This window comes from Pseudomonas sp. LS_2 (genome assembly GCF_042709235.1).
Taxonomy (GTDB): domain Bacteria; phylum Pseudomonadota; class Gammaproteobacteria; order Pseudomonadales; family Pseudomonadaceae; genus Aquipseudomonas.
Genome location: NZ_JAVAYC010000013.1, coordinates 124668 through 139544, shown reverse-complemented (window position 1 = coordinate 139544; position 14877 = coordinate 124668). Strand labels below are relative to the sequence as shown.

Sequence of the window (14877 nt, the reverse complement as noted above, 5' to 3'; positions counted from 1 at the left end):
CTAATCACGATTTCTGGATACCCCGATGCTGACTGCCTTGCTGTTCGACCTCGATGGCACCCTGACCGACACCGACACCCTGCACCTGCAAGCGTTTCGCAAGCTGTTGTACGACCATGACGGCCGCGAACTGACCCAGGAGCAGTTCAACGCTCAGGTCAGCGGGCGCTCCAACGCGCTGCTGTTCGCCGACCTGTTCCCTGGCATCGATGCCGATCAGCGCCAGGCACTGGCCGAGCACAAGGAAGCGCTGTTCCGCGAGCTGTCGCCCGCGCTCGAACCCATGCCAGGGCTGCTGCGCCTGCTCGAGCACGCCAAGCGCCATGGCATTGGCAAATGCGTGGTGACCAACGCACCGCGCTTGAATGCCGAGCACATGCTGTCGGCCATGGGCATCGGCGAGTGGTTCAGCCATGTGCTGGTGTCCGACGAGCTGGCGCGCGCCAAGCCTGATCCACTGCCCTACCTCACTGGGTTGCAGTGCCTGCAGGCAGAAGCTGGCGAGGCGCTGGCGTTCGAGGACTCGCTGCCGGGGGTGAAGGCGGCGGTGGATGCGGGGATCTTTACCGTGGGGTTGGCGACAACCCAGAGCGCCGAGCGGCTTCTGGAGGCAGGGGCGCGGTTGGTGATCGAGGATTACAACGACCCACGGTTGTGGGCGTTGATCGAGCGGATGCAGGGGTGAGGCGGGTGTTCGCTTGAGTTTTCCTGCGGCCTGAAGATCGAGCGCTGCCCGCGCGGCGCTCGATATCAGCGGCGCCAAAAGGCGAAAGCGCACACATCGCGCCCCCATTCCATCAAGTCGCCCGCACCGCCAGCAACTCGGTCAACACCCCGGCCAATGCCTTGACCATCCCATCGGCCGTCGGCCGGTGCATGATGACCATCTCGTAGCTGTCCACCTCCGGCAGCCCCTCGGCACTGCCCAACACCCGATGCTCTGCCGTCGCCGCGCGCGGCGGCAGCAGGCTGACGCCCATGCCATCGGCCACTGCCGCCTGAATGCCGGACAAGCTCGAACTGGTGAAGCTGATGCGCCAGCGTCGCCCCATGCCTTCGATCGCGCCGATCATGTCGTCGCGGTACAGCCCGCGCGGCGGAAACGTCACCAAGGGCACCGGATCGAGGTCGAAGGACGGCATGCGTGCGCTATCGATCCACTGCAAGCGCTCCGGCCAGCAGGCTACGCCCTCGCGGCTGTTGCGTCGCTGCTTGAGCAGCACCAGGTCGAGCTCGCCGTTGTCGTAGGCCTGGCTGAGGTCGCGACACAGACCGCTGGTGACTTCCAGCTTGACCTGCGGGTGGCTGCGGCTGAACGCCGACAAGGCGTTGGTGGTGCGCCCGCCGACGAAGTCCTCGGGCACGCCGAGGCGCACGGTCATGCCCACCCTGGCACCGGCCAGGGCCTCGAGCATCTGGTCGTTCAGCGCAAGCATGTGACGGGCGTAACCCAGCAAGGTCTGCCCCGCGTCGGTAGGCAGCACGTCACGGTTGCCGCGCACCAGCAAGCGGTGGCCGACCATGTCCTCCAGACGGCGCACCTTCTGGCTGATGGTCGACTGGGTCGAGTGCAGGCGCGCCGCTGCCGTAGTGAAACTGCCGCAGTCGGCGACCGCGACAATCGCCCGCAGCAGGTCGAGGTCGAACAGCACCCTATTCGATTTCACGCCTATAGACATCTTCGTATTCAACTTTCAAATGACCAGGCTGACTTCTAGCACGCTCAATCCCCAAGCGCTACGCCTTCGCGCCGGGGGTCGGCCCCTGCGCGCCAGCCGCTGTCGGTGCGCTGGATGACCTGGGTGCCACTGGTCATTTCCATCGGCGTTACCTCATGGCCACGCTCGCGCAGTGCATCTATCAGCGCCTGGCTCGCCAGCCCCGCCTCTACTTCGGTACTGAAATTGCGGCTGCCGAAGTTGGGCAGGTTGATCGCCGCCTGGGGGTCGAGCTGCCAATCCAGCAGGCCGATCAGCGTCTTGTTCACATAACCGATGATCTGCGAGCCCCCGGGCGAGCCGAGGCTGGCCAGCAGGGCACCGTCGGCGCCATCGAACACCAGGGTTGGCGACATCGACGACAGCGGCCGCTTGCCTGCTGCCACCCGGTTGGCCACAGGCCGGTCGCCCTCGTGGGGTATGAAGGAAAAGTCGGTCAGCTGGTTATTCAGCAGAAAGCCTCCGACCATGATGTGCGCGCCGAAAGCCGCCTCGACCGAGGTGGTCATGGCCACTGCGCCGCCGTAGGCATCCACCGCGGACACATGAGAGGTGGACATGCGCAGCGGCGAGCGGTCCGGTGCCAGGGCCATTGCCGGGCCCGGCGGATTGCCTGGCTCGGCGCGCTTGAGGCTGTGTTCACCGATCAGGCGGGCGCGGCCGGCCAGGTAGCCAGGGTCGATCAGGCCCTTGAGGTTGACCGCCACGTGGTCGCTGTCGGCCAGGTACAGCGCGCGGTCGGCAAAGGCCAGGCGCTCGGCCTCGGCGATCAGGTGCACGGCCAGCGGCTTGGGCTCCAGGCCCGCTGCCGAGGCGCTCTTGCTGGGCGCCAGGGCGGCCAGGTCCAACTGCGGGTCTTGGCGTTGCACCGCCTCGAGGATCCCCAGGGTCTGCAACACCGCCACTCCACCCGAGGACGGCGGCGGCATGCCGCACACTCGCCAGGCCTTGTACGGGCCGCACACGGGCTGGCGTTGGCGGGCCTGGTACTGGCGCAGGTCGTCCAGCGACAGGCGCCCAGGGTTGGGGTGGGCGCCAACGGCCTGCACCATGGCCTGGGCCAGCTCGCCGGTATAGAACGCCTGCGCGCCCTGTTGTGCAATCAGCTTGAAGGTGCGTGCCAGGTCCGGGTTGCGCAGCCGCTTGCCGATCGCCAGTGGCTTGCCGTCGGCGTCGAGAAAGTACCGCGCCATCGCCGCAGAGTCTGCGATGTAGGGGTCTTCAGCCAGCAATCCGTGCAAGCGCGGCGAGACCGCAAAGCCCTCCTCGGCCAAGGCGATGGCTGGGGCGAACAGGGTCTTCCAGGGCAGCTTGCCGTGCTGCCCATGGGCCATTTCCAAGGCCCGCAACACCCCCGGCACACCCACCGAGCGCCCACCTATCTGCGCCTCGCGAAAGCCCATGGGACGCCCGTCGGCGTGCTGGAACAGGTGCTCGTCGACCCCTGCCGGGGCGGTTTCGCGGCCATCGAAAGCCTGCACGCGCTGACCATCCCAATACAGGATGAACGCTCCGCCGCCGATACCGCTGGACTGCGGCTCTACCAGGGTAAGCACTGCCTGCATGGCAATCGCCGCATCGATGGCGCTGCCACCGGCGCGCAACATCTCACGGCCTGCCGCGCTGGCCAGCGGGTTGGCCGACGCCGCCATGTGGCGGTCGGCGTGGGTGGCCACAAGGCCTGTGCGGTAGCCGGAGCCCCGTTCCGGGACGGGCGGTGCGACTGCAACGTCCGCGCTGCAACAGAGGCTGGCGGTTGCCAGGCACAGCAACCCGACAAGGCGCGACAATCGGTGTGGGTGAGCTGCCAAACCACTTCCTTCCTGTAGCCGAGGTAAACATGGGCAGTAGGATACAGGCTGCGCTTGATCCGGGCGCAAGCGCACTCGCCGCTTGACGTATACGTAAACCTGCCTTTAGGTTAGGCCCAACACCCTCCCGCGAGCCCGAGCATGAGCAGCCAGACCTACAGCATCTCCGATTTGTCCCGCGAGCTGGACATCACCACCCGGGCGATCCGTTTCTATGAAGAGCAAGGCCTGCTCAGCCCCGAGCGTCGTGGCCTGGAGCGGATCTACTCGGCACGCGATAAGGTCACCCTCAAGCTGATCCTGCGCGGCAAGCGCATCGGCTTCTCGCTCGCCGAATGCCGCGAGCTGATCGAGCTGTACGACCCCAGCAGCGGCAACCTCAAGCAGCTCAACAGCATGCTCGCCAAGATCACCGAACGCCGCGCCCAGCTGGAACAACAGATGCTCGACATCCAACAGATGCACCTGGAGCTGGACACGGCCCAGGAGCGCTGCGAGCAGGCCCTGGCCGCTACCCTGGCGCCCAAGCCCCAAGACCACCGTTGACCCGCCACAGGAACCCCGCCATGTCATTGCCCGCAACAGTGCGCCTGGTCGAAGTCGGCCCGCGCGACGGCCTGCAGAACGAAGCCCAGCCCATCAGCGTCGCCGACAAGGTGCGTCTGGTGGATGACCTTACCGACGCCGGCCTCTCCTACATAGAAGTGGGCAGCTTTGTCTCGCCCAAGTGGGTACCGCAGATGGCGGGGTCCGCCGAGGTGTTCGCCGGCATCGGTCAGCGCGCAGGCGTTACCTATGCGGCCCTTGCCCCCAACCTGCGGGGTTTCGAGGACGCCATGGCGGCGGGCGTGAAGGAGGTGGCGGTGTTCGCGGCGGCGTCGGAGGCATTTTCCCAACGCAACATCAATTGCTCGATCAGCGAAAGCCTGGCGCGCTTCGAGCCGATCATGCAGGCCGCGCAGCAGCATGGGGTGCGGGTGCGCGGCTATGTGTCGTGCGTGCTGGGCTGCCCCTATGAAGGCAAGGTCGCCGCCGAGCAGGTCGCCCCCGTGGCCAGGGCCCTGTATGACATGGGCTGCTATGAGGTATCACTGGGCGACACCATCGGCACTGGCACCGCCGGCGACACCCGCCGCCTGTTCGAGGTGGTCTCGGCCCTGGTGCCCCGTGAACAGCTCGCCGGCCACTTCCACGACACCTACGGCCAGGCCTTGGCCAATGTGTACGCCAGCCTGCTCGAAGGCATCCGGGTGTTCGACAGCTCGGTCGCAGGCTTGGGCGGCTGCCCCTACGCCAAGGGCGCCACCGGCAATGTCGCCACCGAAGACCTGGTGTACCTGATGCAGGGCCTGGGTATCGACACCGGTATCGACCTCGACCGACTGATCGCCGCCGGCCAGCGTATCAGCCAGGTGCTGGCCCGCAGCAGCGGCTCGCGGGTCGCCAGGGCGCGCCTCGCCCGGTAAGCACGTCACACGGGTGTCACAGGGGTGTGGGTGGAGTGTTACCCGGTCACGGTCGTGCAGTGAAAAATCGGGTAACACGGAAACAATTCGACAGATTCTCAGAAGAGTCGCGACCACCGAAAAATACCAAGCCATTGATTTTAAAGAGCTTTAAAAAGTTGGCATGGCAACTGCTTTATCTCGAGCACAACAAAAATAAAAAAATAGCGACACCCCAATAAAAACAACATGCACCGGCTCTGACATAACAAGAACAACACGGCAGAGGCGCAGCAAGCAGATTTTTTTGGAGTCGACGTGCCTTCCAGGGGATTGCCTCGCGGCCTGACACAGAACAATAAAACTACCTTCAGGTAGCGGCAGTCAGGATCGGACCCTTCGGGGTGAAAGCAGGTCAGCGCTCAAAAAAATACGTTTGCTCTTGGCCCCGCATGGGGGCCTTGCTACAGAAACTGGCTGACAAAAACAACAAAAGGCCGGTTTCCAATAATAAAAAGAGCACGCAACAACGCCTTTGAGGGGAGCTTCGGCTCCCCTCAGTGCTTCCTGCCCTCCTCCCGCTGTTTCTCTTCGTTCGCGCCTTCGAGCTTGTCCACCAGTGCCGGCATGGTGCTCAGTACCAACAGCGCCAGCACGGTGCTGATCAACGCCGTTGCCTCGCGCCCCATGCCCGCCGCCGTACCGATCGCCGCCGTCATCCACAACCCGGCCGCCGTGGTAAGGCCCTTGACGTGGCTGGTGTCGCGGCCGTTGCCCTTGAGAATGGTGCCCGCCCCCAGGAACCCGATCCCCGCGACGATGCCCTGAATCACCCGGCTCAAGGCCTGCTCGTCTGCCCCGGCCATGCTCGGTGCGAGCACGAACAGCGCAGCGCCCAACGATACCAGCATATGCGTGCGCACCCCGGCCGACTTGCCCTTGTGCTCGCGCTCAAAACCCAGCACCGCGCCCAGCAGCGCGGCCATCAGCAGGCGCACGAGAATCCGCGCGACCTCCTGTTCGTCGGTAATGTCGGTGAATTCGGCCTGTACGGCCTGCCATACGTTTTGCCACACGGTTTGCCTCTCCGATGGTGAGCGGTCTGCGCCTGGACATTGACTGCTTCGCGGGCAAGCCCGCGCCTATGGGTACTTTGCCGCTCTTCAGGGCGTCCGGGGTGCAGGCACACCCAACGCAGCCGCCTAAGACCTTGACCGCACGGCCCTCGCACAGTGCCCACGCATCCGCTCAGCGGCCCGATGCAGCAACCGCGCACCTACTGCGGTCACACCTGAAGACCCCCTCCGGAGGACACCGCCATGCCTGTTGTAATCGACGAAAACACCGGCCGCTGCACCCTTACCGGCCCCGACCTGCTCATTGAAGCGCCCGGCCCCGAGGTCGAGATCATCACCGACGAGCAGATGCGCATGTCGGTGGCCCTGGTCCAGGGCGCCCGCGTACCGATCACCGAATCCGAGGCCGATGCCCTGACGGTCGCAGGTGCGGTGGATAGTCGCAGGCATTTGAAAAGCAGCGTGCCGGGCTCAGTAATCTAAGGGTTGCGCGGGTTTTGTCGCGCATCTGATACGGTTTTTTCAGCGCTTCCTGAGACTGTGCTGAAAACAGCTCCAGCGCCATAGTGCCCAGGCCTGATCGAGGCCTGACGAGCACCCCAGCATGAGCGAGAGAATCCCCTTGCGCGTCATCGAGGTCGGCGCCCCTGCAACCGGCAGGGCCAAGCGCCACAGCGATGGACACATCCATACCCGCAGCTTCACCGGTTTTTACCGCAACCTGCGGATCGGCTTTGCCGGCCTGCTGTTCGCGCTGTTCTTCGGCACTGCCTGGCTGGATTGGAACGGCCGCCAGGCGGTGCTATGGGACGTGGCCGAAAGCAAGTTCCACATCTTCGGCGCCACGTTCTGGCCCCAGGACTTCATCCTGCTGTCGGCACTGTTGATCATCTGCGCCTTCGGCCTGTTCGCCATCACCGTGTTCGCAGGCCGCGTGTGGTGCGGCTACAGCTGCCCGCAAAGCGTCTGGACCTGGCTGTTCATGTGGTGCGAGAAAGTCACCGAAGGCGATCGCAACCAGCGCATCAAACTGGCCGCTGCGCCCTGGTCGCTGGAAAAACTGACACGCCGCACCGTCAAGCACGGCCTGTGGCTGTCCATCGGGGTGCTCACAGCGCTTACGTTCGTTGGCTACTTCACGCCCATTCGCCCACTCGCCGCCGAACTGGCGACCCTGCAACTGGGCGGCGTGCCGCTGTTCTGGGTGCTGTTCTTCACCGGGGCCACCTACCTGAACGCCGGCTGGCTGCGCGAGGCGGTGTGCATGCACATGTGCCCCTATGCGCGCTTCCAGAGCGTGATGTTCGACAAGGACACCCTGGCGGTGGCCTACGACCCACGCCGTGGCGAAGGGCGCGGGGCGCGCCGGAAAGACAGCGACTACAAGGCCCAGGGCCTGGGCGACTGCATTGACTGCACCCTGTGTGTGCAGGTGTGCCCCACCGGTATCGACATTCGCGATGGCTTGCAGATGGCCTGTATCGGCTGCGCCGCCTGTATCGATGCCTGCGACGATGTCATGGACAAGATGGGCTATGCCCGCGGCCTGATCGGCTACAAGTCCGAGCACACCCTGCAAGGCGGTACCACACACGGGTTGCGCCCGCGCCTGCTGGGCTATGCGGCAGCCCTGCTGGTGATGATCGGCGCGTTGCTGCTGGCCTTGCAGTTGCGCCCGATGGTGTCGCTGGACGTGATCAAGGATCGCGGGCTGTTCCGCGAGAATGCCCAAGGCCAGATCGAAAACATCTACCTGCTCAAGGTCATCAACAAGACCCAACAGGTTCGGCACTACCAACTCCGCCTGGTGGACGCCGATGGCTACGTGCTGCATGGCAAGACCGAGTTCGTCATACCGGCCGGGGAAATGAGCGAACTGCCGGTGTCGGTGGCGATGCTGGCCGAGCGCCCCAGCAGCAGCTCGGTGGAGTTGACCTTCGAGGTGCGCGACCGCGACGCGGCGCTGCTGCATAGCCGCGCGCAGAGCCGCTTCGTCGCACCGATGAACCGCTGATCCCTTACACTGCCTTTTCACCTGGCCTGACAGGCCTTCGATAGAGCGCACGATGAAACGCTACGAACGATTCGCCGACGACATTGCCGAACTGATCCGCTCCGGGGTGCTGGGCCCAGGCGAGCGCGTGCCCTCTGTGCGCTACGCCAGCCAGACCCACGGGGTCAGCCCCTCCACGGTGTTCCAGGCCTATTACCTGCTGGAGCGCCGCGGGCTGATCCGCGCCAGGCCGCGCTCGGGCTACTTCGTCAACACCCACGCGCCTCGCCCGTTCAGCGAACCGCAGGCCCTGGAGCCGGTGAGCGAGTCCACCGACGTGGACGTCAGTGCCCTGGTGTTTTCCATCCTCGACTCGATCAAGGACCCCCATACCGTGCCGTTCGGCTCGGCCTTCCCCAGCCCCACGCTGTTTCCCCTGCAGCGCCTGGCCCGCTCCCTGGCCAGCGCCAGCCGCGCCATGGACCCGCGCATGGTGGTCACCGACCTGTCGCCGGGCAACCCACAGTTGCGCCGGCAGATCACCCTGCGCTACATGGTCGGCGGGCTGATGCTGCCGATGGAAGAGCTGCTGATCACCAACGGCGCGCTGGAGGCCCTGAACCTGTGCCTGCAGGCAGTGACCGAACCAGGCGACCTGGTGGCCATCGAGGCGCCGGCCTTTTATGCCTGCCTGCAAGTGCTGGAGCGGCTCAAGCTCAAGGCTGTGGAAATTCCGGTGCAACCGCGCGAAGGCATGGACCTCGGTGTGCTTGCGCAAACCTTGGAAAAGTACCCGGTCAAGGCGGTGTGGTGCATGACCAATTTCCAGAACCCGGTGGGCGCGAGCATGCCCGAGGCCAAGAAGCAGGCGTTGGTCGAGCTGCTGCATCGTCACCAGGTGCCACTGATCGAGGACGACGTGTACGCCGAGCTGTACTACGCCCAGCAGGCGCCCAAGCCGGCCAAGGCGTTCGACCGCGACGGCCTGGTGATGCACTGCGGCTCGTTCGCCAAGAGCCTGGCGCCGGGCTATCGGATCGGCTGGGTGGCCGCCGGGCGCTTCGCCCAGAAGATCGAACGGCTCAAGCTGATGACCTCGCTGTGCGCCTCGATGCCGGCCCAGGCGGCGATTGCCGACTACCTGCAACACGGCGGCTATGACCGCCACCTGCGCAAGCTGCGCTACGCCCTGGAAGGCCAGCAGGCCAACATGCTGGCGGCCATCGCCAAGCACTTCCCGGCGCAGACCCGCGTCAGCCAGCCCAGCGGCGGGTATTTCCTGTGGTTGGAGCTGCCCGAGCAGATGGATGCGCTGAAACTGTTCCACATGGCCCTGGCCCAGGGCATCAGCATTGCGCCGGGGCCGATCTTTTCGCCGACCCGGCGCTTTGGCAACTGCATCCGCCTGAACTATGGCAGCCCCTGGGGCGAGGGGCCGCAGCAGGCGATGGAGACGCTGGGGCGGATCATCCGGTCGTTCTGAGCGTTTTCGTCAAGCATCAGCGCCCGCCGCCCAGCTCGATGAAACTGCCGGTGGAGTAAGACGCCTGGTCCGACAACAGCCAGAGAATCGCCTCGGCGACCTCTTCGGCACGCCCGCCGCGCCCCATCGGCAGGCTGGGCTCGAGCTTGGCGACTCGCTCAGGGTCGCCGCTCAGGGCATGGAAGCCGGTGTGGATATAGCCGGGGCGTACGGCGTTGACCCGTACGCCCTCACCCGCCACTTCCTTGGCCAGGCCCAAGGTGAAGGTGTCCAGGGCGCCCTTGGATGCCGCATAGTCGACGTACTCGTTGGGCGAGCCCAGGCGTGCGGCCACCGACGACACGTTGACGATGGCGCCACCCTGCCCGCCATGGCGCCGAGCCATGCGCAACAAGGCATGCTTGGCGCAGAGCATCGGCCCGACCACATTGGTCTTCATCACCTTGAGCAGGCGGAACTCGGACATGTCTTCGACCCGGCTCTGGGTGGCAATGGTGCCTGCGTTGTTGACCAGCGCGGTCACAGGCCCCAGTTCATGGTCAACCCGCTGGAACAGTCGCACCACCTCGTCTTCGACACTGGCATCGGCGCGCACGGCAATGGCCTGGGCGCCGAGCTCGCGCACCTGGGCCAGGACCTGTTCGGCGGCCTGGTCGTCGGTGTGGTAGTTGATGCAGATGCGATAGCCCTGGCGGGCGGCGAGCAGCGCGGTGGCAGCGCCAATGCCGCGACTGGCGCCTGTGATGACGATGACCTTGTCCATGAACCTGCCATTTTCAGCTTAGGGAACAGGACTACGAGATTAGGGGAAAAACTCTGCCTGGAGCAACGGGGTGGATGGCCAGGGCTGCGCCCTGGTTCGCGGGCAAGCCCCGGCCATACCCTCAATGCCCTGCAGACGCAGGCCCGGCTTTGGCCGTGAAGGGCGGCTTGGCCAGCCAGACCAGCAGGATCAGGCCGGCGAACACCCACGTCAGCAAGGTGAAATAGTCCACCGTCGACATCATGTAGGCCTGGCTGTTGAGGATCTGCTCCAACTGCGCATAGCTATGGGTATTGGCGCCGCCCAACTGCTCCAGTACATGCTGGGTGGCCGGGTCGTACTGGCTGATGTGCTCGCTGAGATAGGCATGGTGCTGGTCGGCCCGACGAATCCAGATCCAGCTGGTCAGCGATGCCGCGAAACTGCCGCCCAAGGTGCGCAGGAACGTCGCCAGCCCCGAGCCATCGGCGATCTGCTGCGGCGGCAGGTCCGACAGCAGGATGCTCAAGGTCGGCATGAAGAACAGCGCCACGCCAATGCCCATGAACAACTGCACCATCGCCACATGGGCGAAGTCCACCTCGCTGGTGAAACCGGCGCGCATGTAGCAGCTGGCACCAATGGCCAGAAATGCCAGGCCCGCCAGCAGGCGCAGGTCGAAGCGGTGCGCGTACTTGCCCACGAACGGCGACATCAGCACCGGCAGCAGGCCGATCGGCGCCACCGCCAGGCCCGCCCAGGTGGCGGTGTAGCCCATCTGCGTCTGCAACCATTGCGGCAGGATCAGGTTGATGCCGAAGAAGCCGGCATAGCCGCCTACCAGCACCAGGGTGCCAATACGGAAATTGCGGTGCACGAACAGCCGCAGGTTCACCACCGGGTGGCGGTCGGTCAGTTCCCAGATCACGAACACGGCCAGGAACACCACGGAAATCAGGCTGCCGATAACGATGAACGACGACTCGAACCAATCCAGATCGTTACCTTTGTCCAGCACCACCTGCAACGCCCCCACTCCGACGATCAGCGTCAGCAGGCCGACGTAGTCCATGGGCTGGCGGCTGGTGTGCACCGGTCGCGCGCGCATCTGCTGGCGCACCACTGCGGCGGCGAACAGGCCGATGGGCACGTTGATGAAGAATATCCATGGCCAGCTGTAGCTGTCGGTGATCCAGCCGCCAAGGATAGGCCCGGCGATCGGCGCCACCACCGTCACCATCGCCAGCAAGGCCAAGGCCATGCCCCGTTTGGCCGGCGGGTAGACAGCGATCAGCAGGGTCTGGGTCATGGGGTACAAGGGGCCTGCGACCACGCCTTGTATGACCCGGAACGCCACCAGCTCCGGCATCGACTGGGCGATACCGCACAGAAACGAGGCCAGCACGAACAGCAGCGTGGCCCAGGTGAACAGCTTCACTTCGCCGAACCGTCGGCTCAGCCAGCCGGTCAGCGGCAAGGCGATGGCGTTGCTCACGGCGAACGACGTAATTACCCAGGTGCCCTGCTCGTAGCTCACCCCCAGGTTGCCGGAAATGGTCGGCAAGGCGACGTTGGCGATGGTGGTGTCGAGCACCTGCATGAACGTCGCCAGCGACAGGCCGATGGTCGTGAGCAGCAGGCTCGGCGGGGTGAACTGCGCGGGGGCGGTGTTGCTCATCGTAGCGCCGTCTTGCCAGTGCCGGCACTGTTGTCGTGGATCAGCCGGGCGATCAGCGTATCGGCCTCGGCCAACTGACGGTCATACACGTCAGTGGTGTAGCTGGCCTGCTGCGGCGGCTGCTGCGCCAGGGCCGGGCCGCTCTGGTCGTGCAGGTCGACCTCGGTCACGGTGGACAGGCCGATGCGCAGCGGGTGCTCCTTCAGTTGTGCGGCATCGAGGTGGATACGCACCGGCACCCGCTGGACGATCTTGATCCAGTTGCCGGTGGCATTTTGCGCGGGCAGCAGGGCGAAGGCACTGCCGGTGCCAGCGCCCAGGCTTTCGACGGTGCCGTCGAAGGTGACCGCGCTGCCGTACAGGTCGGCGGTGATCGTCACCGGCTGGCCGATACGCATGTCGCGCAGCTGGGTTTCCTTGAAGTTGGCGTCGATCCACACCTGGTCCAGGGGGATCACCGCCATGGTCGCTGCGCCCGGTTGCAGGCGCTGACCCAATTGCACGGTGCGCTTGGCCACGTAGCCGGTCACCGGCGCCACCAGGGTGCTGCGGGCGTTGTCCAGATAGGCCTGGCGCAGGTCGGCGGCGGCGGCCATGACTTCAGGGTGCGAGGACACCACGGTGTCGTCGACCAGCGCCGTGCTGGTCGCCAACTGCTGGCGGGCGTTGTCCAACGCGCTCTGCGCGGCGGTCAGGTCGTCGCGCGAATGGGACAGTTCTTCGGCGGCAATCGCCCCACTGTCGGCCAGCACCTTGCGGCGGTTGTAGTTTTCCTGGGCCTTTTTCAGCTCGGCCTGGCGGGTTTGCATCTGCGCCTTGAGCGCGTCGACGTTGCTATACAGCCCGCGGGTTTCACGGACGGTGCGGGCCAGCTTGGCCTTGGCGGCTTGCAGGGCCACCTCGCTGTCGCTGGGGTCGAAGCGCAGCAGCACCTGGCCGGCATGCACCAGGTCGCCATCGTCGGCGCCAATGCTGGTGACGGTACCGGCCACCAGCGGGGTGATCTGCACCACGTTGCCATTGACGTAGGCATCGTCGGTGCTTTCATGCCAGCGCCCGACCAGGCTGTACCAGGCCCAACTGCCGGCACCTGCGAGCAGGACGATCAGCAGCAGGGCCAGCAGCCAGACCTTGCGTTTGCGGTTGGAGTCGGGCACGTCGGGGGTGGTGGATGCATCCGAGGAAGTGGCCATGGCAGTACCTAGGGAAAGTGGATTCAGCGTTCTCGATCGCCGAAACGGGCGATCGTCAGGGGGTCGCCGGCGGCCAGCAGCACCTTGGCCAGCAACGTCTCGAGGGTTTGCAGTTCTTCAGCTGCGAGCACCCCGACCAACTCGTTCATCGCCAACGCGCCGATATGTGGCAGGCGATCGGCCAGGCGCTGGCCGTCGGCGGTCAGCTCCAGGCGCACCTGGCGGCGGTCCTCCGGGCAACGGTTGCGCAGCATCAGGCCCTTCTGCTCGAGCCGGTCGAGCATGCGGGTCATCGAGCCGCTGTCCAGGCCCAGGTAGCGGCACAGCTCGGCCGGGGTATCGACCTGGTACTGGGTGACGATGATCAGCACCTTGAACTGCGCAGCGGTCACCCCGTCGGCCTCCAGGTGCCAATCCAGGATGCGGTCCTTGAGCAAGGCGGTGCGCCCGAGCAGCATGCCAATGCTGCAACGCTCGAAGTTTTCCGGAGTGAAATGCGACATGAAGGCTCGCTCGCGGTGGATATTTCAAAATATTACTGCCTAGGCAGTGAATGTCAAAACCTTTATTAGCAAGCTATGCATCTGCGCGATAAATGGCGCTATGCGTCAATCGTTTTACAGAGGCGATATGCGACGAAAAATCTCACAACTGATAGTCATTCGCCATTATCTCGTTCCTTGGAACCCTTTCCGGGAGTAGAATGCGCAAAACCGGGAGCTGCAATGAATCACGACCGCCACCTGCACAGCGACGACGATGCAATCACCGATGCCGCGGCGCATTGGTGCATGCGCCTGAACGAGGACGATTGCTCCCCGGCAGAGCGTGAGGCATTCGCCCGGTGGCTGGCGGCCGACCCACGGCACGCCCAGGAATACCAGGCGATGCAGGAAATCTGGCAGACCGCCGACCTGCTACCGCGCAACGAAGCAGTGGTCACGCCCTTCCCGGTTGCCGCGCGCGCAGCCCGCACGCGCCAGTGGCGGCCTCTGGCCTCGGCTGCGGTGCTCGCCTTGCTGGCCCTGCCGCTGGCGGGCTGGGTAGGCTGGGAACAAGGCTGGCTGCCCAATCACTACCAACGCTTCGAAACCCAAGACCAGGTGCGCCAGGTGCGCCTGAGCGATGGCAGCGATGTCGAGCTCAACCTGCACACCCAGTTGCGCTATCTGAACTACAAGGACCGCCGCCAGGTCACCCTGGTCAGCGGCGAGGCATTCTTCAAGGTCAAGCACGACAGCGAGCACCCCTTCATCGTGCAGGCCGGCCACGGCCAGACCCGGGTCACCGGTACCCAGTTCAACGTCTGGAAGTACCAGGACCAGGTCAAGGTGACCCTGGTAGAAGGCTCGGTGCTGGTCTCGAGCACCAGCAAGGACGGCGGCTACCGCCTGGGCCCTGGCATGCAGGCCAGCTACCGGGTCGGCGACTTCGAGCCGCAACTGGCGCAAAGCGGCGACTACGCCAACGCCCTGGCCTGGCGCAACGGTCGCCTGGTGTTGGACAACCTGAGCCTGTCCCAGGCGCTGCCGGTGATCAACCGCTACCTCGACAAGCCGCTGCTGCTGGCCGATAGCAACGTCGGCCGTATTCGCATCAGCGGTATCTACAGCACTCGCGAGGTGAACCGCCTGGTGGACAACCTGCCCAAGGTGCTGCCGGTGTACCTGACCCGCAGCAAGGACGGCAGTACGGTGTTGAACCGTATCCTGCCATCCCCGGGCCGCGGCTAGGAAAA

Annotated in this window: 14 protein-coding genes; 7 read left to right on the top strand and 7 right to left on the bottom strand. The window is 65.1% G+C overall.

Going from position 1 to position 14877, the window contains the following annotated elements:
- Positions 1 to 25 precede the first annotated feature (25 nt).
- Positions 26 to 685 (top strand): HAD family hydrolase, encoded by a 660-nt coding sequence (locus RAC97_RS14375; protein WP_375099133.1) that lies wholly within the window; start codon positions 26 to 28, stop codon positions 683 to 685.
- A 112-nt stretch (positions 686 to 797) separates the two neighbouring features.
- Here RAC97_RS14375 and RAC97_RS14370 read toward each other — a convergent pair whose 3' ends face one another.
- Together RAC97_RS14370 and ggt are read right to left on the bottom strand one after the other, a co-directional pair.
- Positions 798 to 1679, bottom strand: coding sequence for a LysR substrate-binding domain-containing protein (locus RAC97_RS14370; RefSeq protein ID WP_375099132.1), 882 nt, complete (start codon positions 1677 to 1679; stop codon positions 798 to 800).
- A 44-nt stretch (positions 1680 to 1723) separates the two neighbouring features.
- Positions 1724 to 3394 carry a gamma-glutamyltransferase gene (gene ggt / locus RAC97_RS14365; protein ID WP_375099131.1) on the bottom strand — a complete coding sequence of 557 codons (1671 nt, stop codon included), beginning with the start codon at positions 3392 to 3394 and terminating at the stop codon, positions 1724 to 1726.
- A 276-nt stretch (positions 3395 to 3670) separates the two neighbouring features.
- On the opposite strand from ggt, the gene RAC97_RS14360 reads away from it, so the two are divergent.
- Positions 3671 to 4075: a MerR family DNA-binding transcriptional regulator gene (locus RAC97_RS14360; protein ID WP_375099130.1), complete on the top strand. Its 405-nt coding sequence runs from the start codon at positions 3671 to 3673 to the stop codon at positions 4073 to 4075.
- 20 nt (positions 4076 to 4095) lie between these two features.
- Positions 4096 to 4995: a hydroxymethylglutaryl-CoA lyase gene (locus RAC97_RS14355; protein WP_375099129.1), complete on the top strand. Its 900-nt coding sequence runs from the start codon at positions 4096 to 4098 to the stop codon at positions 4993 to 4995.
- A gap of 536 nt (positions 4996 to 5531) precedes the next feature.
- On the opposite strand, the gene RAC97_RS14350 is transcribed toward RAC97_RS14355, so the two are convergent.
- On the bottom strand, positions 5532 to 6050 hold the full coding sequence (locus RAC97_RS14350; RefSeq protein ID WP_375099128.1) for an MgtC/SapB family protein: 519 nt from the start codon (positions 6048 to 6050) through the stop codon (positions 5532 to 5534).
- A gap of 243 nt (positions 6051 to 6293) precedes the next feature.
- Here RAC97_RS14350 and RAC97_RS14345 point away from each other — a divergent pair, with 243 nt between their 5' ends.
- The 3 genes from RAC97_RS14345 (at position 6294) to mapR (ending at position 9526) form a co-directional block, all read left to right on the top strand.
- Positions 6294 to 6533 carry a DUF3203 family protein gene (locus RAC97_RS14345; protein WP_375099127.1) on the top strand — a complete coding sequence of 80 codons (240 nt, stop codon included), beginning with the start codon at positions 6294 to 6296 and terminating at the stop codon, positions 6531 to 6533.
- A 121-nt stretch (positions 6534 to 6654) separates the two neighbouring features.
- The gene (gene ccoG / locus RAC97_RS14340; RefSeq protein ID WP_375099126.1) at positions 6655 to 8064 is read left to right on the top strand and encodes a cytochrome c oxidase accessory protein CcoG; all 1410 of its coding nucleotides are present in this window, start codon (positions 6655 to 6657) and stop codon (positions 8062 to 8064) included.
- 52 nt (positions 8065 to 8116) lie between these two features.
- Positions 8117 to 9526, top strand: a complete 1410-nt coding sequence (mapR, locus tag RAC97_RS14335; protein ID WP_375099125.1) for a GntR family transcriptional regulator MpaR — start codon at positions 8117 to 8119, stop codon at positions 9524 to 9526.
- A 16-nt stretch (positions 9527 to 9542) separates the two neighbouring features.
- Here the strand turns inward: mapR and RAC97_RS14330 are convergent, their stop codons facing one another.
- The 4 genes from RAC97_RS14330 to RAC97_RS14315 form a co-directional block, all read right to left on the bottom strand.
- Entirely contained in the window at positions 9543 to 10289 is a 747-nt protein-coding gene (locus RAC97_RS14330; RefSeq protein WP_375099124.1) for an SDR family oxidoreductase, read from the bottom strand.
- A gap of 121 nt (positions 10290 to 10410) precedes the next feature.
- On the bottom strand, positions 10411 to 11946 hold the full coding sequence (locus RAC97_RS14325) for a DHA2 family efflux MFS transporter permease subunit (RefSeq protein WP_375099123.1): 1536 nt from the start codon (positions 11944 to 11946) through the stop codon (positions 10411 to 10413).
- A complete protein-coding gene (locus RAC97_RS14320; RefSeq protein WP_375099122.1) occupies positions 11943 to 13139 on the bottom strand; it encodes an HlyD family efflux transporter periplasmic adaptor subunit in 1197 nt (398 codons plus the stop codon). Before RAC97_RS14320 ends, RAC97_RS14325 begins: the two co-directional genes overlap by 4 nt.
- A gap of 23 nt (positions 13140 to 13162) precedes the next feature.
- The gene (locus RAC97_RS14315) at positions 13163 to 13642 is read right to left on the bottom strand and encodes a MarR family winged helix-turn-helix transcriptional regulator (RefSeq protein ID WP_375099121.1); all 480 of its coding nucleotides are present in this window, start codon (positions 13640 to 13642) and stop codon (positions 13163 to 13165) included.
- 222 nt (positions 13643 to 13864) lie between these two features.
- On the opposite strand from RAC97_RS14315, the gene RAC97_RS14310 reads away from it, so the two are divergent.
- Positions 13865 to 14872 carry a FecR domain-containing protein gene (locus tag RAC97_RS14310; protein WP_375099120.1) on the top strand — a complete coding sequence of 336 codons (1008 nt, stop codon included), beginning with the start codon at positions 13865 to 13867 and terminating at the stop codon, positions 14870 to 14872.
- Positions 14873 to 14877: the final 5 nt, after the last annotated feature.

Coding starts and splice junctions, on each gene's coding strand:
- RAC97_RS14375 (WP_375099133.1), top strand. CDS start 26: ATGCTGACTGCCTTGCTGTTCGACCTCGATGGCACCCTGACCGACACC.
- RAC97_RS14370 (WP_375099132.1), bottom strand. CDS start 1,679: ATGTCTATAGGCGTGAAATCGAATAGGGTGCTGTTCGACCTCGACCTG.
- RAC97_RS14360 (WP_375099130.1), top strand. CDS start 3,671: ATGAGCAGCCAGACCTACAGCATCTCCGATTTGTCCCGCGAGCTGGAC.
- RAC97_RS14355 (WP_375099129.1), top strand. CDS start 4,096: ATGTCATTGCCCGCAACAGTGCGCCTGGTCGAAGTCGGCCCGCGCGAC.
- RAC97_RS14345 (WP_375099127.1), top strand. CDS start 6,294: ATGCCTGTTGTAATCGACGAAAACACCGGCCGCTGCACCCTTACCGGC.
- ccoG (WP_375099126.1), top strand. CDS start 6,655: ATGAGCGAGAGAATCCCCTTGCGCGTCATCGAGGTCGGCGCCCCTGCA.
- mapR (WP_375099125.1), top strand. CDS start 8,117: ATGAAACGCTACGAACGATTCGCCGACGACATTGCCGAACTGATCCGC.
- RAC97_RS14330 (WP_375099124.1), bottom strand. CDS start 10,289: ATGGACAAGGTCATCGTCATCACAGGCGCCAGTCGCGGCATTGGCGCT.
- RAC97_RS14325 (WP_375099123.1), bottom strand. CDS start 11,946: ATGAGCAACACCGCCCCCGCGCAGTTCACCCCGCCGAGCCTGCTGCTC.
- RAC97_RS14320 (WP_375099122.1), bottom strand. CDS start 13,139: ATGGCCACTTCCTCGGATGCATCCACCACCCCCGACGTGCCCGACTCC.
- RAC97_RS14315 (WP_375099121.1), bottom strand. CDS start 13,642: ATGTCGCATTTCACTCCGGAAAACTTCGAGCGTTGCAGCATTGGCATG.
- RAC97_RS14310 (WP_375099120.1), top strand. CDS start 13,865: ATGAATCACGACCGCCACCTGCACAGCGACGACGATGCAATCACCGAT.